This is a genomic window from Anaerostipes hominis (ex Lee et al. 2021), assembly GCF_002270485.1.
In the GTDB taxonomy this organism is placed as follows: Bacteria; Bacillota; Clostridia; order Lachnospirales; family Lachnospiraceae; genus Anaerostipes; species Anaerostipes hominis.
Window position 1 is genome coordinate 1 of sequence record NZ_NQOG01000030.1, and the last position, 26,184, is coordinate 26,184.

Sequence of the window (26,184 nt, forward strand, 5' to 3'; positions counted from 1 at the left end):
CCAAGTCTGGAAGGGATAAACGCTGAAGGCATCTAAGCGTGAAGCCCCCCTAAAGATAAGATTTCCCATAGAGTAATCTAGTAAGACCCCTTGAAGACGACGAGGTAGATAGGGCAGAGGTGGAAGTACGGCAACGTATGGAGCTGACTGTTACTAATCGGTCGAGGCTTTAACCAAAGAAGGTAAGGAAGATGTTTGATGAAAGGTTCTGTATGTAGTTTTGAAGGTACATCAGAGGAATAATCGAAGGAAAAAAGAGAAAGAATAAAAAGAAATGATCCTCGATAGCTCAGTTGGTAGAGCGCACGGCTGTTAACCGTGTTGTCGCTGGTTCGAGCCCAGCTCGGGGAGGTCAAAAAGACCGTGAAGCGGTCAAAGAAACAAGGCTCCATGGTCAAGTGGTTAAGACACCGCCCTTTCACGGCGGTAACACGGGTTCAAATCCCGTTGGAGTCATTTTTTCGTATCATAAATTAGATACGTTTGCATATACTATATTATATGGCGCCATAGCCAAGTGGTAAGGCATGGGACTGCAACTCCCTGATCACCAGTTCAAATCTGGTTGGCGCCTTTTTACTTTAATAACGCGGGGTGGAGCAGTCTGGTAGCTCGTCGGGCTCATAACCCGAAGGTCGTTGGTTCAAATCCGGCCCCCGCAACTCTAAGACAGTCTGGATATCGAAAGATATCCGGCTTTTTTATATTTTAAGGCATCTGGGCACGAAAAGTTGTCAAGCATTTCAAAAAGTGAGGGGTTGGGGAGAAGAGGTGGGCTTTCTAACTTTGTACTTTATTTAAAGGAGGGATTATGAATCATAAGAACAAGATGGAGACCCGACCGATGTTTCCGTTGATCGTATCCATGGCAGTACCTCCGCTCATATCCATGTTTATGCAGTATACATATAATTTTGTAGACTGTATGTTTGTCTCATGGATTGGAGAAAAGGAACTGACTGCCGTGTCTCTGGCATTTCCAATCACAACCCTGATGATTGCGATGTCCATATGGATCGGTGTCGGCGTTAATGTACTAATCGCAGATAATCTTGGGCAAAAGAATCAGGACAGGGCAAATAGTGTTGTCACAAATGGTATATTGCTTTCAGCTGTTATGGGAATCATCGTTACCGGTGCTGTGCTTGTGATAACAAAACCTTTTTTTTCATCTTTTACAGACGATCCGGAAATATATCATTTAGCTGTCCGCTACATGAGAATCTGTGCTTTTTTGGAAGTATCCAGTATGGTACATATTTGTATTCAAAAGATTCTTCAGGGAACAGGGAATATGATCGGTCCCATGTGGTTTCAGATCGCGGGAGTTGTCCTGAACTTTATACTTGACCCGATTCTTATATTTGGCTATTTCAATTTTCCTAAAATGGGCATCGAAGGGGCCGCTGTGTCAACTGTATGCGGGTATACGCTTTCCATGATTTTAGCCTTTATTGTACTTATTTTCCGAAAGCAAAAGGTCAGGCTAAAAATAAGAGGTTTTCATATTGATTTCCAGATGATAAAAGAAATTTTTGTGATCGGATTTCCATCCTTTATCATGAATGCCCTGGGAGCATTTATGATTTACTTTACAAATATATTTCTTGTTGTATATTCCACGACTGGGGTAGCATTTTTCGGGGCATATTTTAAATTGCAGCAAGTTGTCATTATGACTTTAAATGGTCTTGTACAAGGATGTATTCCGATTATGAGTTATAACTATGGTGCAAAAAATATGCCAAGGCTTCGTCAGGCATTTAAATATGGAACAGGAATAGGAATTGGCCTTACAGGCATCAGCATTATTCTGTTTTGGACATTTCCGGAACAGATTTTAAGGATTTTCAATGCATCCGATGAAATGATGACATTTGGAGTGCCCGCATTAAAAATTATGTGTACAAGTTATGTATTTGCCGCGGCGGCCACAATGGCTGCATCGTTTATGCAGTCAACCAGGAGAGTTGGATTCAGTCTGATCATTAATATACTGAGGCAGCTGATACTTCTGCTGCCATTTATGTGGATTCTTTCATATTTTATTGGTATGAAAGGAATCTGGTGGTCTTTTTTAGCTGCGGAAACGATAACTGTATTCATAAGTATCTGTTTATATAGAAGATATCCGGTAGAATTTTCGAATGACCCTGTGTAGAGCAGGAAAAAATATGAATTACAGAACGTTTTATTCTTGCAGAATTCCATTCAAGCAAGTATAATCAAAAAAGAAAAAAAACAGACAGGAGAAAAAATATGAGTATACGTATAGGTATTTTAGGTTATGGAAATCTCGGACGCGGAGTGGAATGTGCAGTCCGTCAGAATCCGGATATGGAACTTGCTGCAGTTTTTACAAGAAGGAACCCACAAGATGTAACGATTCTTACAGAGTCGGCGGTAGTGTGCAATGTGGCGGATGCGGCAGACTGGAAGGATAAAATAGATGTAATGATCCTGTGCGGCGGAAGCGCCACAGACCTTCCTGTACAGACGCCGGAATATGCCTCTATATTCAATGTTGTGGACAGTTTTGATACACATGCAAGAATTCCGGAGCATTTCGCTAATGTTGATAAAGCTGCGAAAGAAGGAGGAAACGTAGGCATTATTTCCGTGGGATGGGACCCAGGAATGTTTTCTTTAAACAGAATGTATGCTAATGCGATCCTTCCAGACGGAAAGGACTATACATTTTGGGGCAGAGGAGTAAGTCAGGGCCATTCGGATGCAATCCGCCGGATAGATGGAGTAAAAGACGGAAAGCAGTATACAATTCCCGTAGATACAGCACTGGAAGCAGTAAGAAACGGAGAGGACCCTGAACTTACAACCCGTGAGAAACATACGAGAGAATGTTTTGTCGTGCTGGAAGAAGGGGCAGATGCGTCAATGATAGAGTCAGAGATCAAAAATATGCCGAATTATTTTGCAGACTACGATACAACCGTGCATTTTATAAGTGAAGAAGAATTAAAAAGAGATCACAGCAGCATTCCTCACGGAGGATTCGTTTTGAGAAGCGGAAAGACCGGATGGGAAAACGAAAATAAGCATCTGATTGAATATAGTTTGAAGCTGGATTCTAATCCTGAGTTTACATCCAGTGTTATTGCGGCATATGCAAGGGCCGCTTACAGACTTGCCAAAGAAGGACAGACAGGATGCAAAACTGTATTTGATATTGCGCCTGCATACCTCAGTGCGAAAACAGGAGAAGAACTGCGCAAAGAATTATTATAATAAGATAAATAAAAAAACTCCGGAGCAAAACATGAACTCCGGAGTTTTTTTGTAACGTTTTTTAGAAATCAAGCATAGTCTTTCCTTCACCGCAGCAGTTTTCAAAGTCGCGGATGAAGTCTTTTACGGCACCTTCAGCAACCTGGTTGAATGCGAGGGTTTTCAAGGTATCCGGATTGACTGTGACAGATCCGATACCGAATTTGCCCATTTCAAGAACCTGCTGAGAGTTTTTGAAAGATGCACCGAGGACTTCCGCATCATATCCTGCAGCCCTGACCATGGTATGAATATCTTTTGAAATCTGCACACCATTGTATCCTAAGTTATCCAGGCGGTTTACATAAGGGGCGAGGAACTTAGCTCCTGCTTTCGCAGCCATGAATGCAGGCATTACACCGTAAATAGCGGTTGCGGTTACGTTAATTCCCTCTTTGCTCAGGATAGAAATCGCTTTTAATCCGTTTGCAGTTACGGGTACTTTAATGTACATGTTGCCGCCGATGGCATCAACCATATGTTTTGCTTCTTTTACCATATCATCGGTCTCTGTTGAAAGCACCTGTGCATGAAGCATCGCTTCTTCCGGGATCAGAGCACGGATCTTCTTTAACTGGTCCATAGGATCAGGATTTCCGGTCTTGCCCAAGATCGTGGGATTGGTAGTGACTCCATCATAAGGATATATTGCATAGAGTTCCTCGATTTTTGTTAAGTCTGCGTCGTCAATTAAAATTAACATAATATATCTCCTTTTTGTAATTTATAGCTGGCTTAAATGATTGAATTAAACGGTCAAGTCTCCGATGATGTCCAGGATTTCTTCTTTTGTCTGTGCTTCTTTTAAATTTTTGATATTTTCTTCTTCACAGATTACTTCAGAGAGCTTCATAAGGATATCCAGGTGGGTTCCGTCTTTGCCTGCAACACCCATAACGATATATACGGTGTCATCGCCGTATTTCACCCCTTCCGGTACCTGAATAAAGGATATACCGGATTCTTTTATGTATTTTTCGGAACCGTCGATACCATGAGGGATGGCTACGTTATTGCCGATGTAGGTAGAGATGACTTCTTCTCTCTTGTGCATACATTCTACATATTTTGGATCCACATAGCCCTGTTCCACCAGAACTTTACCCGCCACGTCAATAGCGTCTTCCTTATTCCGGAGGCGTTTGTTTAAAACAATGTTGTCTGCGTTGAAAATCTTATTCATGATGTTCTCCTTTTTTATTGAGGTGTTTGATGCGTTTTCTGGTTTCTTCCTTGTCCCTGTCGTTGAGCAGCGGGGATACACAGATGTACTTATCGTCGCCTAAATCCAGCGGTACTGTGGAAATAATCAGGTCATAGCGAGACAGGTCTTCATCGGAGAGTTTATGGAGAGAAATAATCTTCTCTACGTCGATCTCTGCAAATTCCCGCTCCAGACGGCTTCTTAACATCTTGGATGAACCCATGCCTGAGGCACAGACGACCAGGACTTCAATGGACTGTTTGGTCAGATACTCCATCGATGCAATAAAGTAGATGACGATATACCCTATTTCATCATCCGGCACCGGTACGGAGGTGTGTTTAAAAACTTCTATAAAACTCTGCCTCACAATATCATAAAGCTTTGGATGGGACTGATAAATATCGTCATTGAGAGGATTGGATACATTCATGCCGCTTCTGATCCGTTCCAGGGCCATATTGATGTGAAGCATAAGATTCTCGGCAAGGTTCTCATCTTCGCTGTATGGGAAACCAAACCGTTCCTCTACTCTGGCGATCAGCTGGGTGACCAGATCCAGCTGTTTTAAAATGCTGGAATCATTTGCAACATGGTAGTGAGTGCGTCCTGTATATAGGTTGATCATCCAGTTGAAGTAGTTAAGCTCTGTATCATAGAGCTTAATATGAAACTTATGTTCCAGCAGGTGTTTGATACTTTTGTAAAGTTCCAGCTCAGGATTTGGTATATCCACGGAGAGCCTTAACTCGTCCTCCTTTTCATCTACAAGAGAATGCCTTTTGATAAAAATACACAGGAGGAACAAAAACTCCTGGAATTCTTTATCGGATACATTGAGTCTCTTTTTTGAAATAAGTGGATTCAGAAAATCATAGATGACAGATAATGTGTCTTCATAATCCCATTGAATCAGGAGATTGATGAATGCACAGCTTTTGTATTTTTTGTTTTTCATCCAGTCAAAGAAATTATCCAGAGGAATATTTCTCAGAATTATGCTGATCAACAGGTGACGTTTTGATATTTCTTTCCCTTCTAGTATAACACCTTCACTTCGTTTTGTAATCAAGGTAATATCATCATTTTCAAGGAAATTCTGCAGCTGGTGCAGACTGTTTCTGATCGTCTGCGTAGACGTTTTCAGATCGATGGCCAGTGACTGAGTCTTTACATAATCATTCTCGTGGAGAAGGATGAGAAGTATCAGATCATTCCGTTCTTTTGCGGTATAAGTCTGTTCCACCTTGGACTCCTCAAAGAGATACTCCAGCCGTTTCATATTATACAGGGAACCATAGATCTGCATTCCCCTGCCGGACTGAGATTCCAGCTTTAAATCACAGGATTCCATGATGTCATTTATTTCGGGCATTTCGCGGTAAACGGTACGTTCTGTGACGCCCAGTTCCTTTGCAATCTCTGAAACCCTCACATAACCGGTTGCATCCAGCAGATATTCGATAATTTCTTTTGCGCGGTCAGAAATAACCATATCTTCACCTATCTTCCTCTCTGATAAAATCGATCATTGAATTTAAACAACGAGCCCTCTGATTTCATTGTATTGTCTGTCAATCATTTTTAAAATGGATGCAAAATCTTTGGGTGAATTTTTCAACTGTTCATAAAATGCCATAATATAGTTGCCGCAGGGTTCATCGGATGATATTTGGCATGTCTCGTTTAAAAGCTCGTGAGCGGAAGCATCCGCTATACTATATAGGGCAGCTGCTGTGGAAAAAGACAGATAAACAGGGAGAACGCCTTCCTGTTCGCAGCCGCGCAGTGCTCCTACCAAACGGTCCTTCGGCTTTAACTTTCTGATCGGTTCCCTTCCTACACGTTCCACGGTATCGTGGAGATAAGGGTTTTGGAAGCGGAACAGCAGATTGTCTATATGAGCTTTCAGCTCAGAAAATTCTACATGATACCTTTTTGAGATCATCATGGCACTTTCTATCATAGCACCTTCCACCAGCTTTCGTATATAGATATCACCAATACTTTCGTCAATATATGTATATCCTTTTATTTTTCCAAGAAATGCAGTAACAGCATGGGCCATGTTATGGATGTACAGCTTTCGTTCCAGATAAAAAGAAAACGGGCTGAAAGGCACTATTTTTTTATAGTCAGGAATTGGCCCTTTAAAGGCAGCCCGGTCAACCGGAAGATAATCATAATCTTCCACACAGATCCGGAGCGGATCACCTTTTTTCATAGCTTCTGTCATCACAGGCACCATGCGGCCAATGGAAGTTTCTACAAGTCCAAGGCTTTCATCCAAGGTTTTTTTATGTCTGGCGGGCAGCATGTCTTTGATTTTTTCATATAAAAATTCATCGGCATCCATTAAATTTTCGCAGATCAGAAGATCCAGTGTGTTGGCGGGATCTTTGTCCCAGCGTCTGGTGAGTCCCTCACAGATGACCGGAATGATTTTTTCGAGGACAGTGACACCCACGGAAGTAGCCAGAAGGTTTGCAGATGCTATTTCATCACTGACAGCGGAAGCATCTTTTCCGTCAACGGCCCGTATGTTTTGAATCCAGACAGTTTTCCCGTTTTTTCCCACAATCTCCTGGGGATAGGTTTTATCTCTGTTAATGGCATTTATAACGTCGTCATTTACATCGACAAATACGACTTCATAGCCGGTCTGTGAGAGCAGGGCACCGATAAATCCCCGTCCGATATTGCCTGCCCCATACATAACTGCTTTCATTTGAATTCCCTCCCAAAATACCGGAACAGGGCATTCCCCAGAAGGAAACGCCCGTTCCAATTGCTATGCTTATTATTCGGATTGTACCAAGAGTACTCAGTTTAACGGTTTTTTAAACGTTCTACAAGTTCATCGTATTCCGGAGCCTGAAGATAGTTGGTAATGGATAAGTGCTGCTTTTTAGGCTGAGCTGCTTTTGCAGTACCTGTCAGCTCTTTGTGTGTGATCACTAAATCTGTGTCATCCGGAATCTTGGAGATCGCAGTGTTGATGACTTCAACAGGGAGGTCAGCCGCTTTTACTTTTTTCTTTAATGCTGCAGCAGACATTGCACTGGAGCCCATACCCGCATCACAGGCAACGACAATCTTATTTACATTTGTAAGATCTAAGCCTGCAACACCGAGAGAAGAATCGTTTGTCACGGCATCAGATGTATTGGAAGTACTGGAGCCCATGGCTTCTTTTGGAATGACAGAAGGACCTAAAGAAGCTTCTCCCTTTCCTTTTGCCACCATTCGTTTTACAAAGAAGGCGTTGATCACAAAAGATACCGCACAGGAGATTGCCACACCTGCGATGACACCGATCATAGAACTCTTGGGCGACAGTGCAAGGACTGAGAAGATACTGCCCGGAGAAGGTGTTGCAACGGTTCCCACATTCATAAGCGTAAATGTACCGGTACCTGCGATACCGCCGGCGATCATACCGATGATTGTGAGAGGATTGGCTAATACATATGGGAAATAAACTTCATGGATACCGCCGAAGAAATGAATAAGAATCATTCCGGGAGCGGCTTCTTTCATCTCGCCTTTTCCGAAGAACCAGTAAGCAAGCAGGAGTCCGAGTCCGGTTCCCGGGTTAGGAACTAATAAAAACAGTGCTGAATGTCCTAAAGTTTTAACCTGCTCGTAACCGATCGGTCCAAAAATACCGTGGTCTAAAGCGTTATTTAAGAATAGTACTTTTGCAGGTTCTACAAAAATTGCAGACAAAGGAAGTACATTGTGAGTTACAATCCAGTTTACTCCGTTTGTGAGTACCTGAGTCACGGTATCCATGACAGGGCCGAATACAAGGTAAGCTACACAGCAGAGAATACCGCCGATGATACCTAAAGAGAAGTTGTTGACGATCATTTCAAAACCGCCGGGGATTTTTCCGTCTACGGCAGCATCAAACTTTTTAATGCACCATCCGGATGCAGGTCCTAAGATCATGGCTGCGAGGAACATCGGGGTTCCCGGCACTGCTACGATGGCACCGACAGTTACCAATGCACCAATGACTCCTCCGCGGTCTCCTCCGACCATCTTACCTCCGGTGTGACCGATCAGGATAGGAAGCAGTGAATTAAGGATCGGGCTGATTAAATTTGCAAGCTTTGCATTTGGTGTCCAGCCTGTTTCAAGGAAGAATGCGGTGATCAAACCGAATCCAATGAATGCGCCGATATTTGGGATAACCATTCCGGCCAGAAATGCTCCGAATTTTTGAAGCTTCTGGGAGAATGTTGTTTTTTCATGTTCCATACTATAACTCTCCTTCTTTTAGATAATTCTCATTGATAATCCTGATGAATTCTTCTTTTGATGCGGCAGATAATAGTTTTTCACATTCCTCCGGTTTGCAGAGGATATCAGTAATCTGCATAAGTTCCTGTATGGTGTCTTCTTCTTTACATGCAATTCCTATCACATAGGTTACACTTTCTCCGTTGTAATCAATGGTGTCAGGAAAGTGTGCAATGCAGATTCCGGATTTTAATACCTGATCCAGAGAAGTTTCATACCCATGAGGTATGGCAACGCCGAACCCTAAATATGTATTATGCTCAAGTTCACGTTCGAGCATGCTGTCTTCATATCCGGGATTCACATATCGGTTGGATACAAGAAGTCTGCCTGCAATGCGGATCGCATCTTTCTTTGCTGTACTTGGAAGTCCCCATGCAATGTTGTTTAAGAATTCATCATCAAGAAGTTTGCCGGCCATGCTCACCTCTCCTTTGTTGGACAGCAGCCAGTTCCCGGGCGGCTGCTGTTTGCTGTAAACGTTTATCTGTATTTATCATAGCTTATGATTTGTATGGATGTAAATACAGACTAATGCTATCTTTTTCATCGGAGGTTGTGACATAATTTTGTTTTGAAACGATGACAGAAGAAAACATTGTTTGCGTTGCTAAGAATACAGTATACGAAGAGTGACTTGTAAAAAGATGTTGAAGAGGGTATAATATCAAAAAATATATTTTTTAAAATTTACCTAAACTGTTTTTTATAGAATAAAAATGTAAAGTAAAAGAAAAAACATAACCATTTATTAAAATATTAGACCAGTCACCAAGAATTAAAAATGTGTAATCAGAATGGAACAGTAAAAAAATACTATAAACATTCTTAAGCAATTGGATATTATATAATTCTAAAGGAGGGACACAAATTGGGTATTTCAATTATGCCGGCAATGATTCTTTCTTGCCTTCTTGTATTAGTAACAATAGTGGCAATCGTAAAAATTATTCAGAATTTAAAAAAGTAAGAATTATTAGAGATGATAAAAAAACAGGGAATGTGTCAAAAGCATTCCCTGTTTTTTGCCTTTCCCGTGGAATTTCGGACAATCAGTTCCGGTTCATATTCCAGCCTCATAATATAATGATGCTTTGAAATCCCGTCTTTTTGTGTATTCTTCTTATAAATAATATCTACGGCTTCCTTCCCTTTAAAAGCGGCTGCGTGCTCAATGGTTGTAAGAGAGATCTGAGGCATCCCGGAAAGGGGAATGTTATCAAATCCGCAGACTGAAAAGTCTCCCGGTATTTTATAGCCGTGATCAGTGATGGCAGACATGATCCCGAACGCAGTCATATCGTTGTTCCCAACAAAAGCAGTGGATTTCGTGTGATTCTCCAAGGCCTTTGAAACCAGATCATAACCATTTAAGTATTCGGAATTGTCCGGTGTATATCTGGAATAAGTAGAGAACTTAGAGGAAAGAACCTCGATATTATTCAAATCAAGGTTGTATGCCTTAAAACTGTTTTTCAACCCTTCCAATCTGTGAAGCCTTCCGATTTCTTTTTGTTTGATTGGTGCCGAAACAAAAGATACATGGGTGTGACCGAGAGAGATCAGATATTCACCGAGTATGAACCCGGGCTTTTTGCTGTCCAGTTCAACCGAATCAAATCGGGAGCCCTCAGGTTTGTCACCGATGGAGACCATAGGCACCGACTTGGACAGAGCATTGATCTCTGAAATCTTAGAAGACGGAGGATACAAAAAAATGATGCCGCTCAGGTCAAAGTTTGAAAGCATCTTTATGTAATACTCCTCCTGAGACACATCCCGGATCGTGGATACGGAAAATACGGTGTAGTCATATTCCCTGGCGCGTTCTGTGATGGAATGGATCAGCATGGAGTAGTAGCCATTAGAGAGAATAGGGCAGATAACGATGATTGTTTTAGAGAGTGCGGATGCTTTTTTTAACGCATTTTTCTCCGGTTTCTTATAGCCCAGTTCTTTGGCTGCGGCTTTTACCTTATCCACCGTCTCCTTTGAAAAAGAAACGTGAGGCTTGCTGCTTAAAATCATAGAAACACTGGACTGGGAGAGTCCTGTGTACTCAGCAATATCCCTTGTTGTGACTTTATTTCTCTTTCCCATAATGAGCCTCCTGTCAAGTAGAAATATCTTCGATTTATTTTGATTAATAAAAATTACTAATTGAAACTTTTTATTGATTATTAATATTATACTAATGATTAATAACAAACACAAGGAAAACAGGGGAAAGTATCTGATCTGAAAAAAATAAAAGGAGAAAAGGCCTGTTAATCAATGTTTTATGATTAATCAAAAGTAGGTGAAAGCCGCATAAAATGGCGGTTTCATACGTTTGACAGGGCCAAATTATTATGATTAGATAAGGGCAGTAAGACAAACAGGGACTCAGTCGAAGGAGGATAAGAACAGTGTATGATGTAGCAATTATAGGTGCGGGGATTACAGGATGTTCCATCGCATATGAATTAGGAAAGTATAATGTAAATGCAGTGGTCATTGAAAAAGAAAACGATGTGGCTGTCGGCACAACAAAAGCAAACAGTGCCATCATCCATGGAGGATATGACCCGATACCGGGATCTCTGATGGCAAAATATAATATCAGAGGAAATCAGTACATAAAAGAGCTGTGTAAAAAGCTGGACGTTCCATTTAAGCAGATCGGAGCCCTGATTGTTGCCTTTGAAGAAAAGGAGGAAAAAACATTAGAAGAGTTAAAACAGCGTGGAGAGAAAAATGGTGTTCCGGATATGGAGATATGGGATCAGGAAACCTTAAGAAAAGAAGAACCGAATATTTCTGAGAAAGCTATCAAAGCTTTATTTTCCCCGAATGTAGGAATCATCAGTCCGTGGGAACTGGCAATCGCTCTCGGAGAGATGGCTGCCTTAAATGGTGTTGAATTTAAGCTGAACACCGAGGTCACGGACATTAAAAAGAACAATGATTCTTATGAAATTAAAACCAACAACGGAACCGTTGAGGCAAAATATATCTGCAATGCGGCAGGAGTCAACGCCGACAAAGTAAACGAATATACGAATAAAAAATCCTTTACCATCAAGCCAAATAAAGGTGAGTATTACTTATTGGATAAAAGCCAGGGAGAACTTGTAAACCATGTGATCTTCCAGTGCCCGAATAAATACGGAAAAGGTGTGCTCGTATCGCCTACCGTACACGGAAATCTGATTGTCGGGCCGAATTCACAGCCAACGGACGGAGACGATGTGTCAACCTCAACAGACGGATTAAGCTTTGTAAGAAATACTGCCTTAAAATCCGTGCCTGGAATTAACTTCAGAGAATCCATCAGAAATTTCGCGGGAGTCCGTGCAAGAACAAAAGAGGATGACTTCTTCATTTTTGAAGATGAAGAAAACAAAGGCTTCTTTAATATTTCAGGAATGGCTTCTCCGGGACTTTCTTCCGCACCGGCAATCGCAGTTGACCTGTTAAAGATGATGGAAGAGTCAGGACTTTGTCTGGAAGCAAAAAAAGAAATCAAGGACGAGAGAAAAGTAAATCGTTTTAAGAAGCTGAGTGATGAAGAGAGAGCTGCGCTGATTAAAGAAAATCCATTGTACGGAAAAATTATCTGCCGCTGTGAGACAGTGACGGAAGGGGAGATTGTGGACGCGATCCACCGCCCGATCCCTGCCACATCCATTGATGCAGTCAAGAGAAGATGCAACGCAGGCATGGGAAGATGCCAGGGTGGTTTCTGCGGCCCGAGAGTGCAGGAGATCATCTCAAGAGAATTAAACATTCCACTGGAAGACGTTCCGCAGGACCGTGTGGGAATGAACATTATTACAGGAGAAACAAAAACAGGAGGTGCCAGATAATGAAATATGATGTGATCGTAGTCGGAGGAGGACCAGCAGGCCTTGCGGCAGCAGTGGAAGCGAGCAAAAATGGTGCCGATAAAATCTTAGTGGTAGAACGTGACCAGGAATTAGGCGGAATCTTAAATCAGTGTATTCACAATGGATTCGGGCTTCATTATTTCAAAGAAGAATTGACCGGACCGGAGTATGCAAATAAATTTATTGAAATGTTAGCCAAGACAAATATTGAAGTGATGCTGGACACCATGGTTTTGGATGTGGATGAAGAGAAAAAATGCGTTCATGCCATGAACAAGAAAAACGGCTATATGGTACTGGAAGGAAAAGCTCTGATCTTAAACATGGGCTGCCGGGAGAGGACCAGGGGAGCCATTGCAATCCCGGGAGACCGTCCAGCCGGAGTCTTCACTGCGGGTGCGGCTCAGAGATATGTCAACATTGAAGGCTACATGGTAGGAAAAAAAGTCCTGATCTTAGGGTCCGGAGATATCGGTCTGATCATGGCAAGGCGTATGAGTTTAGAGGGCGCAAAGGTTGTGGGATGCGTTGAACTCTGTCCATATTCCAACGGACTTACAAGAAACATCGTGCAGTGTCTGGAAGATTACGATATTCCTCTGTATTTATCCCACACGATCACGGATATCAAAGGGGATAAGAGAGTGGAGCAGGTTACCGTACAGAAAGTGGATGAGAAGAACCAGCCGATTCCGGGAACAGAGATCATATTTGACGTAGACACCGTTCTTTTATCCGTAGGCCTGATCCCTGAAAATGAACTGACAAGGGCAGCAGGAATCACTATGGACCCGAGAACAAACGGACCGGTCGTATTTGAAAACATGGAGACATCCGCAGAAGGCATCTTTGCAAGCGGCAATGTTGTGCATGTCCATGATCTGGTAGACTTTGTAACTGCGGAGAGCCAGAAGGCGGGAAGAAGTGCAGCAGAGTATGTAAAGAACGGAGAGGCTGAAGACCAGACATATATTGAGCTGAAAAACGGAGACTGTGTAGGATATACGGTGCCGCAGAAGATACGTCCTGCCAATGTGGATAAGATGGTGGAAGTGATGTTCCGTGTGCGCAACGTATACCGCGATGTGGCGATCAAGGTGACTTCCGGCGGAGAAGAGCTGGCTTCCTTTAAACGGGAACATATGGCTCCGGGGGAGATGGAAAAAATCGTGATACCAAAGGCGTTTTTAGATAAGGTGAAAAACGGCGAGATCACTGTGTCTGTAGAAAAGGTAGGTGCTTAACATGACAGATTTAATTTGTATTGTTTGTCCGAAAGGATGTCACTTAAAAGTCGATGAAGAAAACGGATATAAAGTAACCGGGAACGGATGTCCGAGAGGCGCCGTATACGGGGAAAAAGAATTAGTCAATCCTACCAGAGTCATCACGTCTACCGTAAGGGTTGAGGCAGAGACAGCGAGAAGAGTCCCTGTGAAAACAAACGGAGACATTCCGAAAGGGAAGATTTATGATATCATGGATGAGCTGACCAAAGTGACAGCCAAGGCCCCGGTGAATGTGGGCGATGTGATCATTAAAGATGTTCTTGGACTGGGAGTAGATATTGTGGCAACAAAGAAAGTAACAGCATAAGCATTATAGGAGGAAAACATGAGCGTTATTACATTTATTTGTGCAGGACAGATGGCATCAGCAATTACATTTCCGGCGATGGAAAACGGACACGAGGTCCGCTTGGTTGGTTCCCCGCTGGATCGGGACATTATTGACGGATTAAAGAAAGACAATTTCCATATCACTTTAAAAAGGACCCTGCACGACGGGATCAAATATTATCAGATTGAAGAATTAGAAGAGGCTCTGGACGGAGCAGACGCAGCGCTCTGCGGTGTCAGCAGCTTTGGCTTAGACTGGTTCTGTGATGAGATTCTTCCGGTGATTCCTGATAATGTACCGCTCCTCTCTGTGACAAAAGGCATGGTGGATCTGGATGACGGAACCCTGGTTCCATATCCGATGATCTTTGAGGAACGCCAGCCGGAAGGAAAGCATCTTGACCTCAATGCCATCGGCGGTCCGTGTACCAGCTATGAATTGGCAGACCACGACCACAGCCATGTGGCTTTCTGTGGAAAGAACATGGAAACTCTCAAAATGTTCAAAGAGCTTCTGGCAACAGACTACTATCACATCACTCTTTCTAAGGACGTAGTAGGTGTGGAGTGTGCCGTGGCCATGAAGAATGCATATGCACTTGGTGTTACTCTGGCTGTCGGGCTTTCTGAAAAAATGGAAGGAAAGATCGGTATCCAGCACTACAATTCCCAGGCTGCATTGTTCGGACAGAGCGTAAAAGAAATGACAAGACTCTTAGAACTGATCGGCGGAGGCCCGGAAAATATTATTCACGGCGCAGGGGATCTGTATGTGACGGTTTTCGGCGGAAGAACAAGGAAGATCGGAACACTTCTCGGACGCGGATTAAGCTTCGATGATGCTATGGAAGAATTACAGGGTGTGACTCTGGAATCCATCGTCATTGCAACGAGAACTGCACGTGCCGTAAGAAAACTTGCGGAACGCGGAATCGTTTCACTGGATGAGTTCCCACTTCTGATGCATGTTGATTCTATCATCAATGAAAGTGCTGAGGTCAATATTCCTTGGGAAGACTTTACGATGATTAAAGAATAAAAACAATCTTATTTATTAAGGGGCAAAGCCATTTTTACGGCTTTGCCCTTTTTGCTACAGCTATATAAGAATAAAACACTTCCAAGTGTGTCAAATGACACAAGAGGCATAACATAATTGACGAAACGGTAAAATCAAGTTACTGTAAAGACAGCAGCAGGAAAACTCATTGGAAAGGAGTTTGTTATGGAGTTGAAAACAACGGTGAAGGATTTGGGGAGAATGGCGTGGTTTTACCGGGCCAACAGCAGAACAGGGAAGGTTTTTGGGAAAAAGAGTCTGCATCTGGATGAAGAGACAGAAATGGTAATTGATTATATGCATTATCCGAAAGGATTTACAACGGTGCTTCACAGACATCCAACTTCTCATGGAATCTATGTGCTGGAGGGGCAGCTGGAGACGGACGGTGAACTTTATGGGCCCGGGACCTTTGTATGGTATCCGGAAGGAATCGCAGCTGCACATGGAGCGACAGAATATGAAGATCTGAAGTGTCTGCTGATCTCCAACAAAGCATTTTCCATCGAATATCTTGAGGAGGGAGAACAGAGTCAAAATTCCCTTGAGAAAAAGGTGACAGATGTAAACCGGATGCCGTGGTTTTACCGGCAGACGACAACCACAGGGAAAATATTTGGAAAAAAGGCTTTATTATTGGATAATGAGACAGGTATGCAGATTAATTATATGAATTATCCCGCGGGATTTACGACTATAAATCACAGACATACGGCAGGCCATGGCTTTTTTGTTCTGGAGGGACAGTTACAGACCGGAGATGAGCTTTATGGACCGGGAACTTTTGTCTGGTATCCGGAAGGATATGTGACGGCTCACGGAGCAACCGAATATGAAGATTTGAAGTGTCTGCAGATATCGAATAAAACTTTTAATATTGAATATGTGTAAGGCTCAGTGAAAGGAACAGGTTATGGGAAGCACAGAGGAAGAATGTACAGCACTCCAGGCAGGAAAGTATCTTGCACGAAGGCTGCCCAATGTGAAATATGCGGCAGTTTCCGGCGGACGAATGGCAAGAGAAACAGCAATGAAATTCACATCCTCGATTCCTTTGGAACATGTGACTTTTGTCCCGCTGTGCGGCGGTGTTGATAAGGAGTTATGGGATATTCAGGCAAATACGGTATGTGAGTATTTTGCAAGCCACTGCGGTGCCGCCGGCCTTCAGCTGCATTCCAGGTTTCTCTGATCAGAAAATTTTCGGAATATACCATTACTTGAAAGATCGCTGTACTGGTTCTATAATAATGAAAGACACTGCTCGTTGAAACCATGAATATGAGGAGGGATTCATATGGAATACCGTAAGTTTGGAAAGCAATATGTCATAAGGCTGGAAAAAGGAGAAGAGGTTGTATCATCAATCAAAGATTTATGTGAAAAAGAAAATGTAAAGCTGGGCTCTCTGTCAGGTATCGGGGCTGTAAATAAAGTAACCGCAGGTTTATTTAAGACAAAAGAAAAGAAGTATGTAAGTAAGACTTATGAGGAAGATATGGAGATTGTTTCACTTAGCGGTAATGTTTCCTGCATGAATGGGGAAACCTATTTACACTTCCATATCAGTGTCGCCAATGAAGCAGGAGAAGTCCGTGGAGGACATCTCACAGAAGCCTGTATCAGCGCTACCGGAGAATTGGTGCTTACAGAGATAGAAGGAACTGTGGACCGGGAATACAGCGGTGAGATTGGATTGAATTTATTCAAATTTTAAGAGGAGAAGCAGAAAATTGCAAATATTAACAGGGAGACAGGTTTATAAACAGTATAAAGAGTACAGTCAGGAGAAACTGAGTCTGTGCGGATGGGTCAGAAGCAACCGGGACTCCAGGGACTTTGGGTTTCTCGTGATCAATGACGGGACTTTTTTTGAACCGATCCAGATCGTGTACGGCAAAGAACTTTCGAATTTTACCGAGGTGAAGAAGCTGTCTGTCGGGACTGCGGTGATCGTGAAGGGGATTCTCACAGAGACACCGGATGCCAGACAGCCGTTTGAGATACAGGCAGAGTCCGTAGAAGTGGAGGGTGAATCTCCGTCTGATTATCCGCTTCAGAAGAAACGGCATTCGTTTGAATATCTGAGAACGATCGCCCATTTAAGGCCGAGGGCCAACACATTTCAGGCGGTGTACAGAGTCCGTTCTCTGATCGCCTACGCCATCCATAAGTTTTTTATGGAGAGAGATTTTGTTTATGTGCACACACCGATAATTTCAGGACAGGACTGTGAGGGTGCCGGGGAAATGTTTCAGGTGACAACGCTTGACCTGGAGGAACTTTCCCAGGGCAAAAAGCTGGATTACAGGGAGGATTTTTTTGAGAGAGAAACCAGTCTCACAGTCAGCGGACAGCTAAATGGAGAAGTCTTTGCCCAGGCTTTCCGAAATATCTATACTTTTGGACCGACATTTCGGGCGGAGGAATCCAATACTACAAGGCATGCGGCGGAATTTTGGATGATCGAACCGGAAATGGCCTTTGCGGATCTGAAAGACAATATGCTGTTGGCGGAAAAAATGATCAAATATATTATTAAATATGTACTGGAACAAGCTCCGGAAGAAATGGAGTTTTTCAATAAATTTGTGGACAAAGGTCTGCTGGATCGCCTGCGTCATGTGGCGGAGTCAGAATTTGCAAGGGTTACCTATACAGAGGCCATTGATATTTTGAAGGAGCACAATGATAAGTTTCAATATCCGGTATCCTGGGGAACAGATTTACAGACAGAGCATGAGCGGTATCTGACGGAGAAAGTATTTAAGAAGCCTGTATTTGTGACAGACTATCCGAAGGAGATTAAGGCATTTTATATGAAACAGAATCCGGATGGAAAGACGGTGGCGGCAGTGGATCTTTTGGTGCCGGGGATCGGGGAGATCATCGGGGGCAGCCAGAGAGAAGATGATCTGGATAAACTGCGAATGAGAATGGAAGAACTTAAAATGAATCTATCTGACTATGATTTTTATTTGGATTTAAGAAAATACGGTTCTGCCAGACACTCAGGTTTCGGGCTTGGATTCGAGCGGATGGTCATGTACGTGACGGGAATGGCAAATATCCGAGATGTGATACCGTTTCCGAGGACTGCGGGGAAATGTGAGTTTTAAAAATGTTATGTATACTTATTTGTCAGAAAAATGGAAGTGGTTCAGTGCTTCCATTTTTTTGTATAGAATAAGCCAAAATACATATGCTATAAAAAAAGAGGTGGTTTGATGCATTCCTTATGGCAGGAAAAAATAGAGTTTCCATATTACCCGATTTTGAAAACAGATAAGCAAGTCGATATATTGTATCTGGAGGCATCCCTTCAGAATGCAGTGGAGGCTCATTTTCAAAAAGAGCAGGGCAAATCTGTGATGATCATGGAAGAGAAAAGCATCGCGGACATGACGGAGCTCGGAGGAATGGGAATCATTAAAGGAGAAACAAAAGAAGAGATCAAAGATCTGCACAGACTGAGGGATTATATAGAGGGAAGAAATATTCCCTGTGACATGGTTGTGGAATCCGACACCTGTATCTGGGTCCATCCACTCAAACTGTTTTTGTTTATGACAGAGGGTATCGATGTATATGAACAGATGAAGGTTATGGGACGTAAGGGCAATAAACTGGATACGGGAACCGTTTATATAACGGCAGACACGGTCGTTGAAAAAAAAGAAAAAGAACCGCTGTATGTACATGCATTTTTAAGCAAAGGATTTCCGAAACTTGAGAAACCATACAAGGAAATGCGAAGGTACGGAGACTGTTGGCTTATCTGTACAGAGGAAGAAACGGTAGAAGGAAGTGATTTCTCCTGGATTATATGATAGAATAAAAACAAAAAATCAGGAGGACATTATGAGCAAGATTGAAGAAATCAGAAAAGAAATGGTAGCAGCCATGAAAAATAAGGATAAAGCAAGAAAAGAAGCTTTGTCCATGGTGTTAAGCGCATTAAAAAATGCACAGATTGATAAAAGAGAAGAACTCACGGAGGCGGAAGAAAATACAATTATTGCAAAAGAGATGAAGCAGACGAAAGAAACTCTGGAATCCTGTCCGGCAGAGCGCACAGACATTATTGAGGAATGTAATATACGCCTTGCGGTCATTAAAGAATTTGCTCCCGAAGAGATGAGTGAGGAACAGATCAATGCTGAGATTGATGTGGTGCTCACAGAACTCGGGATCGAGGCTCCAGGTGCAAAAGACAAGGGTAAGATCATGAAAAGCCTTATGCCGAAAGTGAAGGGAAAAGCCGATGGCAAACTGGTCAATCAGCTTGTGGCTGCAAGGATTGGATAGGAGGCTGTATGGAACATATTTTAGTGGTCGTTGATATGCAGAATGACTTCATAGACGGCGCCCTGGGGACCAAAGAGGCCAGGGAGATCGTTGAGGCAGCAGCAGAGAAGATAAGAGAGTTTAAAGGCAGTATATACGGAACATTAGATACCCACTCCAAAGATTATCTCAGCACACAGGAAGGTAAAAATCTGCCCGTTCCCCATTGCATCCTGGGAGAAGAAGGATGGGCACTGCATCCTGATATCATGGATGCCATCTCTGAGACAGAGGCAGAAGTGATGGACTTCTGTCGGAAAGATACGTTTGGTTCCATTGAACTGTGCGAACTGCTGAAACAGAGATATGAGGGAAAGGACGCAGAAATCCAATTCATCGGCCTGTGCACCGATATCTGTGTGATCTCCAATGCACTCATGGTAAAGGCAGCCCTTCCGGAAGCAAAATTGATCGTCCACGCGGACCTTTGCGCAGGAGTGACAAAAGAAAGCCATGACAATGCCCTGAATGCAATGAAGATGTGTCAGGTGGACATACAGACTCAGAAAGAGATTTAAATAAAATATACCCACAGAAAGAACGGTGTTCCCTGTGGGTATACATTTTTATCTAAGAAAATGTCAAAAACTTATACATGTTCAATGTCCGTATACTCTGATATCTCCCTGTTGGTTGTCCTGAGATCTGAAACACTCAGATCATGGATATTTGCATGACCGGTAATGCGTCCGAACATTTCCAGCTCAGACCTGCACACATTCAGATAATTACAGAGACGTTTGGCCGAATGGTCAACATGAAGGCGTTTTCTCAATTCTTTATCCTGGGTGGCAACACCGACCGGACATTGTCCTGTATTGCAGATCCGGTACTGCTGGCAGGCAGCGGCTACAAGAGCAGCAGAAGCGATCGCTACGGCATCTGCACCCATGGCGAGTGCTTTTGTAAAATCCCCCGGAAGCCTGAGTCCTCCGGTGATAACCAGATCCATGGAAAGGTGATGGCGGTCCAGATATTTTCTGGCCCTGGACAGCGCAAAGATCGTAGGGATGGAAGTGTTGTCTTTTAATGTCCGGGGACTGGCACCTGTGGCCCCGCCCCGCCCGTCTATGGTGACAAAGTCGGCATCGGCATATGCGATCCATTCAAGGTCCTGTTCTATATGCCCGGCTGCGATCTTTACGCCCACAGGCCTTCCTCCGGAGACATCTTTCAGCCATTCCACCATTGTTTTTAAATCCTCTTTGGAATTAAGATTCGGAAATTTGGAGGGGCTGATCACGTCCTGGCCTAAAGGCTTATTTCTGATCTTTGCAATCTCCGGGGTAACTTTGTCTCCGGGCAGGTGCCCGCCCATGCCGGGCTTGGTTCCCTGTCCGATCTTAATCTCTATGGCGTCTGCGCTGCGGAGGTTTTCTTCTGTGACACTGTACAGGTTCGGAACATATTCAAATATGTACTTGTAGGCTGCCTGACGTTCTTCGGGAAGGATTCCTCCTTCGCCGCTGCACATGGCGGTCTTGGACATAGCGCTGCCCTTGGCAAGTGCGGTTTTTAACTCTTTGGACAAGGCTCCGAAAGACATATGGGATACATAGATGGGGTGATATAGTTCCATTGGCTTTTTAGCCTTCTTACCGATAACTGTTTTGGTGTCTACAGGATCGCCCGCATTTAATGGTGCCGGGTTCAGCTGGGCGCCCATAATCAAAATATCATCCCAGGATATAATGGGCTTTAAGGTGCCCATGGCATCAACTACAGACGAACCCGTAAGAGCCATCTGATGTATGGCATCCATCTGAGGAAATTCATTTGAACCGGACTTTGCAAAGGCATCGGGGTAAGCCAGGGGATTGTCCTTTGCGGGAGCAGGAGTTCTTTTGAATTCCGTGGGCTCAAATTTATCTTTTGATGCCTTGCAGACCGGACATGTATAGTCAGCTCCCAGCAAAGTAAAGGGAATTGATTCGGCTTCTTCGTCGTAGACGTAGCCGCAGATACTGCATTTAAAAATACTCATAAAAAACCTCCGATTCGTGTTATAATAAAAAATATTGTCTTATGTTATAAATTTGGGGTCAAAAGATTTTTTGCTCACAGATACAGCCTTGCAATGAAATAAAAATTATTCTTATTATACCATATGAATGAGAAATTGTATCAGAGTCAAAACAATTTTTGGAGGAAAGAATATGATTTTTGAAACTCATGCTCATTACGACGATGAGCAGTTTGACAAAGACCGCGAAGAACTGCTGGATTCTATGGAGAAGAATGGAATTGGTACGATCGTAAACGTTGGTTCTAATATGGAAACATCAAGGTGGACGGTAAAAGCCGCAGAAAAGTATCCGTTTCTTTATGGCGCGGTGGGGGTTCATCCGTCGGAAACCGGTGAGATGAAGACAGAGGATCTGGACGAGCTTAAAGGATATGCGTCAAATCCCAAAATTCTTGCCATTGGGGAGATTGGACTGGATTATTACTGGGACGAACCCGAACGTCCTGTACAGAGAAAATGGTTCGAGGCACAGATGGAGCTTGCCAGGGAAACGAAGCTTCCGATGGTAATCCACAGCCGGGATGCCGCGAAAGATACGGAGGATATGATGCGGGCAGCCCACGCAGAAGAGATTGGGGGAGTGGTCCACTGCTTTTCTTACCCCAAAGAAATGGCAAAGAAGTTTTTAGATATGGGATTTTATCTTGGAATTGGAGGAGTTGTGACATTTAAGAACAGCAAAACATTAAAAGAGGTTGTCTCCTATGTGCCGCTGGACAGAATTTTGCTGGAGACGGACAGCCCTTATCTTGCACCGGAACCGAACCGGGGAAAGAGAAATTCCTCATTAAACCTGCCCTATGTGGCGGAACAGATTGCCGTGCTCAAAGGGATCAGCACGAAAGAAGTTATTGAGGTCACAGATCAGAATGCCAGAATGATGTACCGGATGAAAGAGGTTTAGATGGAGAAGTTAAGCAGCCCAAAAAAAACAATAGAGATCATTCAAAAATATAACTTTGATTTTCAGAAGAAGTTCGGACAGAATTTCCTGATTGACAGTCATGTGCTTCAGAAGATCATAGACGCAGCACACATAACCAAGGACGATTTTGTGCTGGAGATAGGACCGGGTATCGGCACGATGACCCAGTATCTCTCAGAACATGCCAGGGAGGTCATGGCTGTGGAGATCGATCACAATCTGATCCCGATCCTCAAAGAAACTCTGGCCGGATATGACAATGTGGAAGTCTTGAATGAAGATATTCTGAAGGTAGACATCGGGAAGATCGCAGAGGAGAAAAATCAGGGAAGACCGATCAAAGTCGTGGCAAATCTGCCGTACTATATAACAACGCCGATCATCATGGGACTGTTTGAAAAGAATGTTCCTATGGACAGCCTTACGGTCATGGTACAGAAGGAAGTGGCACAGAGGATGCAGGCAGTGCCGGGCACGAAAGATTACGGTGCGCTGTCACTGGCTGTCCAGTTTTATGCCGAACCATATATCGTAGCCAATGTGCCGCCCAACTGCTTTATGCCCCGGCCCAAAGTGGGCTCCGCAGTCATCCGCCTGACAAGATATAAAGATATGCCGATAAAGGTAAAAAATGAAAAGCTGATGTTTTCCATTATCAGGGCTTCTTTTAACCAGAGAAGAAAAACACTGCAGAACGGAATTAACAACAGCAGCGCACTTCATTTTTCTAAGGAACAGGTGGTGGAAGCTCTTGGGGAAATGGAACTTTCTCCGACGATTCGTGGTGAGGCACTGAGCCTTGAACAGTTTGCAAGGCTCAGTGACCTGCTGGAGGGCTAGAGAGCCAGAATCCAGTAGCCGAAGTTTCCTGTCTTTTGGCAGGATTCCGGCACGGTTAAGAAATCTCTGAATCCAAAAAGTTTTGCGATGAAATTTTTTTCATTGTCAAAAACGCCTGGAACGCCCAGATAGATCCTGTTTGTCTGTCTGTGCTGACATAACATCAGATGTCCGTAATTTCCGTAGTTCAGCAAAAGGAATCCGTTGGTCTTCATATTTTCCGGCACATGAGGAATATTCTGAAGGTCATCTACTTTGATTTTGATGCTAGGATCCAGCTTATAAGAAGGAGGTAAGGGCAAGGTGGGATACTCCTTCCAGTCAAAGAGACTGGGTGTGTTCGGCATTCCCTGTTCTTTGGCTTTCTTTTCTAGTTGAAGGGCTTCAATATATTCTGCCAGTTTTGAATCAGGATCAGCAGTACGTTCTTCCTGCTGTCCGGCAGTTTCTTCTTTTGACGGTTCCTCTTCATTCAATGATTCTGCGCTCACAGGTTCAGTTTCCGGAACTTCCGGTTCTACATAGACACGGGGAGGCTGACCTGCCGGTTCGGGCGCCGGTTCGGGCACCGTGGATTCCGTTTCAGGGGTCCCGGCAGGAATCGGAATTTCCTGCGGAAGTTCATCAAAAGGATCTTCTATCGGAGGAGGCTCAGGAGCGCTGGACGGCGGTTCTTCTTCATCTTCCTCTGGAACTTCTTTGTCTGATGGAGCAGGATTCTGTACAGGGCCGGACTCAGGTATACTTTCTTCCGGGGCAGGTTCCGGCGGTTCTGTAACCGCTGGAGTGGGGCCGGGAAGACTTTCTCCCTGAGCAGGTTCCGGCGGTTCCTGGGTTTCCAGAACAGGAGCCTCAGGTTCTATGTTTTCTTCTGCCTGGACAGCCTCCGGCTTCTCTGCCATGTCTTCTGTCGGCAGGAAATTTCGTATAGTGATCGGTTTGTCATCCCACTCTGATCCAAAAAAATGGCTGTTGGAGTGATAGATCAAAAAGCCGTCCACCTGGTCCAGATCTACAACCAGAGGGTAAGTATTCTTAAACTCAATGATGGTGTCATTGCGCTGGAAGGAATCTAATAAGATGCCTTCCATGGTTCCGTGACGGAACCTGTAAAAATAGATTTTGTACGTTAAGGCCTCGTCATTTGTTTTGACATGGAAGTATAAGCGAAGCTGTTTTTGACGCTTCTCAATTTTGGCGAATCCTACATTTTCGCCTTTCATGCCATTGCTGTATTCGTATAGATATGAAACGATTCGTTGATATTCAGCCAATGTGATACTCTCTTTTTGATTTATTCTATGAGGAGGGATTAAAAAATATGACCGGAGGAAGACAGAATGAATGAAAATGAAAAATTTATGAAAGAAGCCATAAAGCAGGCAAAGAAAGCGGCGGCTATAGGGGACGTGCCCATCGGCTGTGTCATAGTATCGGACGGAAAGATCATAGCCAGGGCTTACAATCAAAGAAATAAGAGAAAAACAACTCTGGCCCATGCCGAGTTATTAGCGATTGAGAAAGCCAGCAAAAAGACAGGAGACTGGCGGCTTGAAGAATGTACGATGTATATCACTCTGGAGCCGTGCCAGATGTGCGCGGGGGCTATAGTCCAGGCGAGAATACCAAAGGTCGTTATCGGGGCAATGAATCCTAAAGCGGGATGTGCAGGCTCTGTCCTGAATATCCTTCAAAGGGAGGAATTCAACCATCAGGCGGAGATTGAATCGGGAGTCCTCGGAGAAGAATGCAGCCGGATGATGAGTGATTTTTTCCGTCAGCTGAGAAAGAAGGGATAAGTATTGCCGATAAGGATAATGAAGTCCCGGCATATTTCTGAAATTCATTCCGTACCACCTGATAATCAGGGAAAGAGGAAAAAACATCGGCCTTACAGCTGTTGATGCCATGACTCCTGACTGTGTCAAGGAATGGCTGATAAGGGCACAGATCCGAGTACATTTTAAAATATTCTTCAGTTGTAAGCAGCTTTGTAGTGCCGTCCTGCATTGGATAATTCATAGTCTCACCTTCCTTTATCCTATCAATTATAGTACTGAAAGGGAAAAATACAATAGAAAATAAAATAAAAGTTGACGAATGTGAAGAATATTTAGTATAATCAAATCTGCACACATAATATAATTTTAATACGTCAAAAAGCTTCCGTGCAGCCGGGGAGGCAGCGGTGCCCTGTATCTGCAATCCGCTAAAGCAGAGGTGATGGCCTGTTTCGGGCTTTTCTCTGTGGAGCTGCCCTTCATAAGTGGCGTTGATGTTTGGGTCTTACGCAATGAGAATCTATGAACCGTGTCAGGTCGGGAACGAAGCAGCACTAAGTAGAACCTTTCATGTGCCGTAAGGGTGCCTGGGCTGAGTTAACTGTGAAGGTAACGTCTGTGGAGAGAGTTCAACGCAGGCCGCACGGATTTTAAAATAGAATATTTGTATTTAGAAACCGATTTTAAGGCATAGCTTTAGAATCGGTTTTTATTTCATAGGATTAGGGTGTCAAAAGGTCATTGACCTTTGATATAAATTTGTACCTTGAAAATTTAACACGATATATCAATTCATCCGAACATTTGGTAAAATATAAATATCAAATATCGAGGTGATTCGCATGGCTTTTGTATCAAATAATAGTCAACAAATGTCGTTGACTGACAGCACATTTAACCTGACAGAAAGAGAACGTAGG

25 protein-coding genes, 4 tRNA genes, 1 rRNA gene and 1 other RNA gene are annotated in these 26,184 nt (G+C 43.5%); 22 read left to right on the forward strand and 9 right to left on the reverse strand.

The features are described 5' to 3' along the window. The 7 genes from CI597_RS16170 to CI597_RS16200 form a co-directional block, all read left to right on the forward strand. Positions 1 to 177: ribosomal RNA gene (locus tag CI597_RS16170) — 23S ribosomal RNA — on the forward strand; the annotation flags it as partial. Between the two features lie 101 nt (positions 178 to 278). After that, a tRNA-Asn gene (locus CI597_RS16175) sits at positions 279 to 351 on the forward strand. Positions 352 to 384: 33 nt separating this feature from the next. After that, a tRNA-Glu gene (locus CI597_RS16180) sits at positions 385 to 456 on the forward strand. Positions 457 to 503: 47 nt separating this feature from the next. Further along, positions 504 to 574: transfer RNA gene (locus tag CI597_RS16185), tRNA-Cys, on the forward strand. Positions 575 to 588: 14 nt separating this feature from the next. Next, positions 589 to 662 (forward strand) — tRNA-Met (locus CI597_RS16190). Between the two features lie 149 nt (positions 663 to 811). After that, positions 812 to 2,161, forward strand: a complete 1,350-nt coding sequence (locus CI597_RS16195) for an MATE family efflux transporter (RefSeq protein ID WP_024729021.1) — start codon at positions 812 to 814, stop codon at positions 2,159 to 2,161. A 98-nt stretch (positions 2,162 to 2,259) separates the two neighbouring features. Continuing rightward, positions 2,260 to 3,246, forward strand: a complete 987-nt coding sequence (locus CI597_RS16200; protein WP_024729020.1) for a diaminopimelate dehydrogenase — start codon at positions 2,260 to 2,262, stop codon at positions 3,244 to 3,246. A 61-nt stretch (positions 3,247 to 3,307) separates the two neighbouring features. On the opposite strand, the gene CI597_RS16205 is transcribed toward CI597_RS16200, so the two are convergent. The 7 genes from CI597_RS16205 to CI597_RS16235 all read right to left on the reverse strand — a co-directional run bounded on the left by CI597_RS16205 (position 3,308) and on the right by CI597_RS16235 (position 10,897). Next, on the reverse strand, positions 3,308 to 3,988 hold the full coding sequence (locus tag CI597_RS16205) for a transaldolase family protein (RefSeq protein ID WP_024729019.1): 681 nt from the start codon (positions 3,986 to 3,988) through the stop codon (positions 3,308 to 3,310). Between the two features lie 45 nt (positions 3,989 to 4,033). Further along, a complete protein-coding gene (locus tag CI597_RS16210) occupies positions 4,034 to 4,468 on the reverse strand; it encodes a PTS sugar transporter subunit IIA (protein ID WP_034550517.1) in 435 nt (144 codons plus the stop codon). Beyond that, entirely contained in the window at positions 4,461 to 5,984 is a 1,524-nt protein-coding gene (locus CI597_RS16215; RefSeq protein ID WP_024729017.1) for a BglG family transcription antiterminator, read from the reverse strand. Before CI597_RS16215 ends, CI597_RS16210 begins: the two co-directional genes overlap by 8 nt. A gap of 42 nt (positions 5,985 to 6,026) precedes the next feature. Next, positions 6,027 to 7,217 carry a mannitol dehydrogenase gene (locus CI597_RS16220; RefSeq protein WP_024729016.1) on the reverse strand — a complete coding sequence of 397 codons (1,191 nt, stop codon included), beginning with the start codon at positions 7,215 to 7,217 and terminating at the stop codon, positions 6,027 to 6,029. A 101-nt stretch (positions 7,218 to 7,318) separates the two neighbouring features. Continuing rightward, on the reverse strand, positions 7,319 to 8,755 hold the full coding sequence (locus tag CI597_RS16225) for a PTS mannitol transporter subunit IICB (protein WP_024729015.1): 1,437 nt from the start codon (positions 8,753 to 8,755) through the stop codon (positions 7,319 to 7,321). Position 8,756: 1 nt separating this feature from the next. Continuing rightward, positions 8,757 to 9,218: a PTS sugar transporter subunit IIA gene (locus CI597_RS16230; RefSeq protein WP_024729014.1), complete on the reverse strand. Its 462-nt coding sequence runs from the start codon at positions 9,216 to 9,218 to the stop codon at positions 8,757 to 8,759. Positions 9,219 to 9,802: 584 nt separating this feature from the next. Next, complete coding sequence (locus CI597_RS16235) at positions 9,803 to 10,897, reverse strand: LacI family DNA-binding transcriptional regulator (protein WP_024729013.1); 1,095 nt, start codon at positions 10,895 to 10,897, stop codon at positions 9,803 to 9,805. A gap of 308 nt (positions 10,898 to 11,205) precedes the next feature. On the opposite strand from CI597_RS16235, the gene CI597_RS16240 reads away from it, so the two are divergent. The 11 genes from CI597_RS16240 to CI597_RS16290 all read left to right on the forward strand — a co-directional run bounded on the left by CI597_RS16240 (position 11,206) and on the right by CI597_RS16290 (position 20,210). Next, positions 11,206 to 12,645: an NAD(P)/FAD-dependent oxidoreductase gene (locus CI597_RS16240; protein ID WP_024729012.1), complete on the forward strand. Its 1,440-nt coding sequence runs from the start codon at positions 11,206 to 11,208 to the stop codon at positions 12,643 to 12,645. Further along, complete coding sequence (locus CI597_RS16245) at positions 12,645 to 13,910, forward strand: NAD(P)/FAD-dependent oxidoreductase (protein ID WP_024729011.1); 1,266 nt, start codon at positions 12,645 to 12,647, stop codon at positions 13,908 to 13,910. Before CI597_RS16240 ends, CI597_RS16245 begins: the two co-directional genes overlap by 1 nt. Before the next feature lies 1 nt (position 13,911). Further along, positions 13,912 to 14,262, forward strand: a complete 351-nt coding sequence (locus tag CI597_RS16250) for a DUF1667 domain-containing protein (RefSeq protein WP_024729010.1) — start codon at positions 13,912 to 13,914, stop codon at positions 14,260 to 14,262. Positions 14,263 to 14,280: 18 nt separating this feature from the next. Continuing rightward, a complete protein-coding gene (locus CI597_RS16255; RefSeq protein ID WP_024729009.1) occupies positions 14,281 to 15,324 on the forward strand; it encodes a glycerol-3-phosphate dehydrogenase in 1,044 nt (347 codons plus the stop codon). A 186-nt stretch (positions 15,325 to 15,510) separates the two neighbouring features. Continuing rightward, positions 15,511 to 16,236, forward strand: a complete 726-nt coding sequence (locus tag CI597_RS16260; protein ID WP_024729008.1) for a cupin domain-containing protein — start codon at positions 15,511 to 15,513, stop codon at positions 16,234 to 16,236. Between the two features lie 22 nt (positions 16,237 to 16,258). Beyond that, a complete protein-coding gene (locus CI597_RS16265; protein WP_024729007.1) occupies positions 16,259 to 16,537 on the forward strand; it encodes a sugar-binding domain-containing protein in 279 nt (92 codons plus the stop codon). A gap of 105 nt (positions 16,538 to 16,642) precedes the next feature. Beyond that, positions 16,643 to 17,062, forward strand: coding sequence for a PPC domain-containing DNA-binding protein (locus tag CI597_RS16270; RefSeq protein ID WP_024729006.1), 420 nt, complete (start codon positions 16,643 to 16,645; stop codon positions 17,060 to 17,062). A 16-nt stretch (positions 17,063 to 17,078) separates the two neighbouring features. Continuing rightward, on the forward strand, positions 17,079 to 18,464 hold the full coding sequence (gene asnS, locus CI597_RS16275) for an asparagine--tRNA ligase (RefSeq protein ID WP_024729005.1): 1,386 nt from the start codon (positions 17,079 to 17,081) through the stop codon (positions 18,462 to 18,464). A gap of 108 nt (positions 18,465 to 18,572) precedes the next feature. After that, the gene (locus CI597_RS16280) at positions 18,573 to 19,175 is read left to right on the forward strand and encodes a hypothetical protein (RefSeq protein WP_024729004.1); all 603 of its coding nucleotides are present in this window, start codon (positions 18,573 to 18,575) and stop codon (positions 19,173 to 19,175) included. A 31-nt stretch (positions 19,176 to 19,206) separates the two neighbouring features. Then, complete coding sequence (locus CI597_RS16285; protein ID WP_024729003.1) at positions 19,207 to 19,653, forward strand: GatB/YqeY domain-containing protein; 447 nt, start codon at positions 19,207 to 19,209, stop codon at positions 19,651 to 19,653. Positions 19,654 to 19,661: 8 nt separating this feature from the next. Then, positions 19,662 to 20,210 carry a cysteine hydrolase family protein gene (locus CI597_RS16290; protein ID WP_024729002.1) on the forward strand — a complete coding sequence of 183 codons (549 nt, stop codon included), beginning with the start codon at positions 19,662 to 19,664 and terminating at the stop codon, positions 20,208 to 20,210. A 71-nt stretch (positions 20,211 to 20,281) separates the two neighbouring features. Here CI597_RS16290 and CI597_RS16295 read toward each other — a convergent pair whose 3' ends face one another. Continuing rightward, positions 20,282 to 21,676: a glutamate synthase-related protein gene (locus tag CI597_RS16295; RefSeq protein ID WP_024729001.1), complete on the reverse strand. Its 1,395-nt coding sequence runs from the start codon at positions 21,674 to 21,676 to the stop codon at positions 20,282 to 20,284. Between the two features lie 172 nt (positions 21,677 to 21,848). Here CI597_RS16295 and CI597_RS16300 point away from each other — a divergent pair, with 172 nt between their 5' ends. Together CI597_RS16300 and rsmA are read left to right on the forward strand one after the other, a co-directional pair. Then, positions 21,849 to 22,622, forward strand: a complete 774-nt coding sequence (locus CI597_RS16300; protein WP_024729000.1) for a TatD family hydrolase — start codon at positions 21,849 to 21,851, stop codon at positions 22,620 to 22,622. Beyond that, positions 22,623 to 23,483, forward strand: a complete 861-nt coding sequence (gene rsmA, locus CI597_RS16305; RefSeq protein WP_024728999.1) for a 16S rRNA (adenine(1518)-N(6)/adenine(1519)-N(6))-dimethyltransferase RsmA — start codon at positions 22,623 to 22,625, stop codon at positions 23,481 to 23,483. It abuts the gene before it with no gap. Here the strand turns inward: rsmA and CI597_RS16310 are convergent. Continuing rightward, positions 23,480 to 24,757 (reverse strand): DUF6128 domain-containing protein, encoded by a 1,278-nt coding sequence (locus CI597_RS16310; RefSeq protein ID WP_024728998.1) that lies wholly within the window; start codon positions 24,755 to 24,757, stop codon positions 23,480 to 23,482. The genes rsmA and CI597_RS16310 overlap by 4 nt on opposite strands. A 66-nt stretch (positions 24,758 to 24,823) precedes the next feature. Between CI597_RS16310 and tadA the strand changes: the two genes are divergently transcribed. Beyond that, positions 24,824 to 25,282, forward strand: a complete 459-nt coding sequence (gene tadA / locus CI597_RS16315; protein WP_024728997.1) for a tRNA adenosine(34) deaminase TadA — start codon at positions 24,824 to 24,826, stop codon at positions 25,280 to 25,282. Between the two features lie 367 nt (positions 25,283 to 25,649). Further along, an RNA gene (gene ffs, locus CI597_RS16325) (signal recognition particle sRNA large type) lies at positions 25,650 to 25,911 on the forward strand. Positions 25,912 to 26,184 lie beyond the last annotated feature (273 nt).

What these genes read in the sequence shown, in the direction of transcription:
- CI597_RS16195 (WP_024729021.1), top strand. Translation starts at nt 812, where the DNA reads ATGAATCATAAGAACAAGATGGAGACCCGACCGATGTTTCCGTTGATC.
- CI597_RS16200 (WP_024729020.1), top strand. Translation starts at nt 2,260, where the DNA reads ATGAGTATACGTATAGGTATTTTAGGTTATGGAAATCTCGGACGCGGA.
- CI597_RS16205 (WP_024729019.1), bottom strand. Translation starts at nt 3,988, where the DNA reads ATGTTAATTTTAATTGACGACGCAGACTTAACAAAAATCGAGGAACTC.
- CI597_RS16210 (WP_034550517.1), bottom strand. Translation starts at nt 4,468, where the DNA reads ATGAATAAGATTTTCAACGCAGACAACATTGTTTTAAACAAACGCCTC.
- CI597_RS16215 (WP_024729017.1), bottom strand. Translation starts at nt 5,984, where the DNA reads ATGGTTATTTCTGACCGCGCAAAAGAAATTATCGAATATCTGCTGGAT.
- CI597_RS16220 (WP_024729016.1), bottom strand. Translation starts at nt 7,217, where the DNA reads ATGAAAGCAGTTATGTATGGGGCAGGCAATATCGGACGGGGATTTATC.
- CI597_RS16225 (WP_024729015.1), bottom strand. Translation starts at nt 8,755, where the DNA reads ATGGAACATGAAAAAACAACATTCTCCCAGAAGCTTCAAAAATTCGGA.
- CI597_RS16230 (WP_024729014.1), bottom strand. Translation starts at nt 9,218, where the DNA reads ATGGCCGGCAAACTTCTTGATGATGAATTCTTAAACAACATTGCATGG.
- CI597_RS16235 (WP_024729013.1), bottom strand. Translation starts at nt 10,897, where the DNA reads ATGGGAAAGAGAAATAAAGTCACAACAAGGGATATTGCTGAGTACACA.
- CI597_RS16245 (WP_024729011.1), top strand. Translation starts at nt 12,645, where the DNA reads ATGAAATATGATGTGATCGTAGTCGGAGGAGGACCAGCAGGCCTTGCG.
- CI597_RS16250 (WP_024729010.1), top strand. Translation starts at nt 13,912, where the DNA reads ATGACAGATTTAATTTGTATTGTTTGTCCGAAAGGATGTCACTTAAAA.
- CI597_RS16255 (WP_024729009.1), top strand. Translation starts at nt 14,281, where the DNA reads ATGAGCGTTATTACATTTATTTGTGCAGGACAGATGGCATCAGCAATT.
- CI597_RS16260 (WP_024729008.1), top strand. Translation starts at nt 15,511, where the DNA reads ATGGAGTTGAAAACAACGGTGAAGGATTTGGGGAGAATGGCGTGGTTT.
- CI597_RS16265 (WP_024729007.1), top strand. Translation starts at nt 16,259, where the DNA reads ATGGGAAGCACAGAGGAAGAATGTACAGCACTCCAGGCAGGAAAGTAT.
- CI597_RS16270 (WP_024729006.1), top strand. Translation starts at nt 16,643, where the DNA reads ATGGAATACCGTAAGTTTGGAAAGCAATATGTCATAAGGCTGGAAAAA.
- CI597_RS16280 (WP_024729004.1), top strand. Translation starts at nt 18,573, where the DNA reads ATGCATTCCTTATGGCAGGAAAAAATAGAGTTTCCATATTACCCGATT.
- CI597_RS16285 (WP_024729003.1), top strand. Translation starts at nt 19,207, where the DNA reads ATGAGCAAGATTGAAGAAATCAGAAAAGAAATGGTAGCAGCCATGAAA.
- CI597_RS16290 (WP_024729002.1), top strand. Translation starts at nt 19,662, where the DNA reads ATGGAACATATTTTAGTGGTCGTTGATATGCAGAATGACTTCATAGAC.
- CI597_RS16295 (WP_024729001.1), bottom strand. Translation starts at nt 21,676, where the DNA reads ATGAGTATTTTTAAATGCAGTATCTGCGGCTACGTCTACGACGAAGAA.
- CI597_RS16300 (WP_024729000.1), top strand. Translation starts at nt 21,849, where the DNA reads ATGATTTTTGAAACTCATGCTCATTACGACGATGAGCAGTTTGACAAA.
- rsmA (WP_024728999.1), top strand. Translation starts at nt 22,623, where the DNA reads ATGGAGAAGTTAAGCAGCCCAAAAAAAACAATAGAGATCATTCAAAAA.
- tadA (WP_024728997.1), top strand. Translation starts at nt 24,824, where the DNA reads ATGAATGAAAATGAAAAATTTATGAAAGAAGCCATAAAGCAGGCAAAG.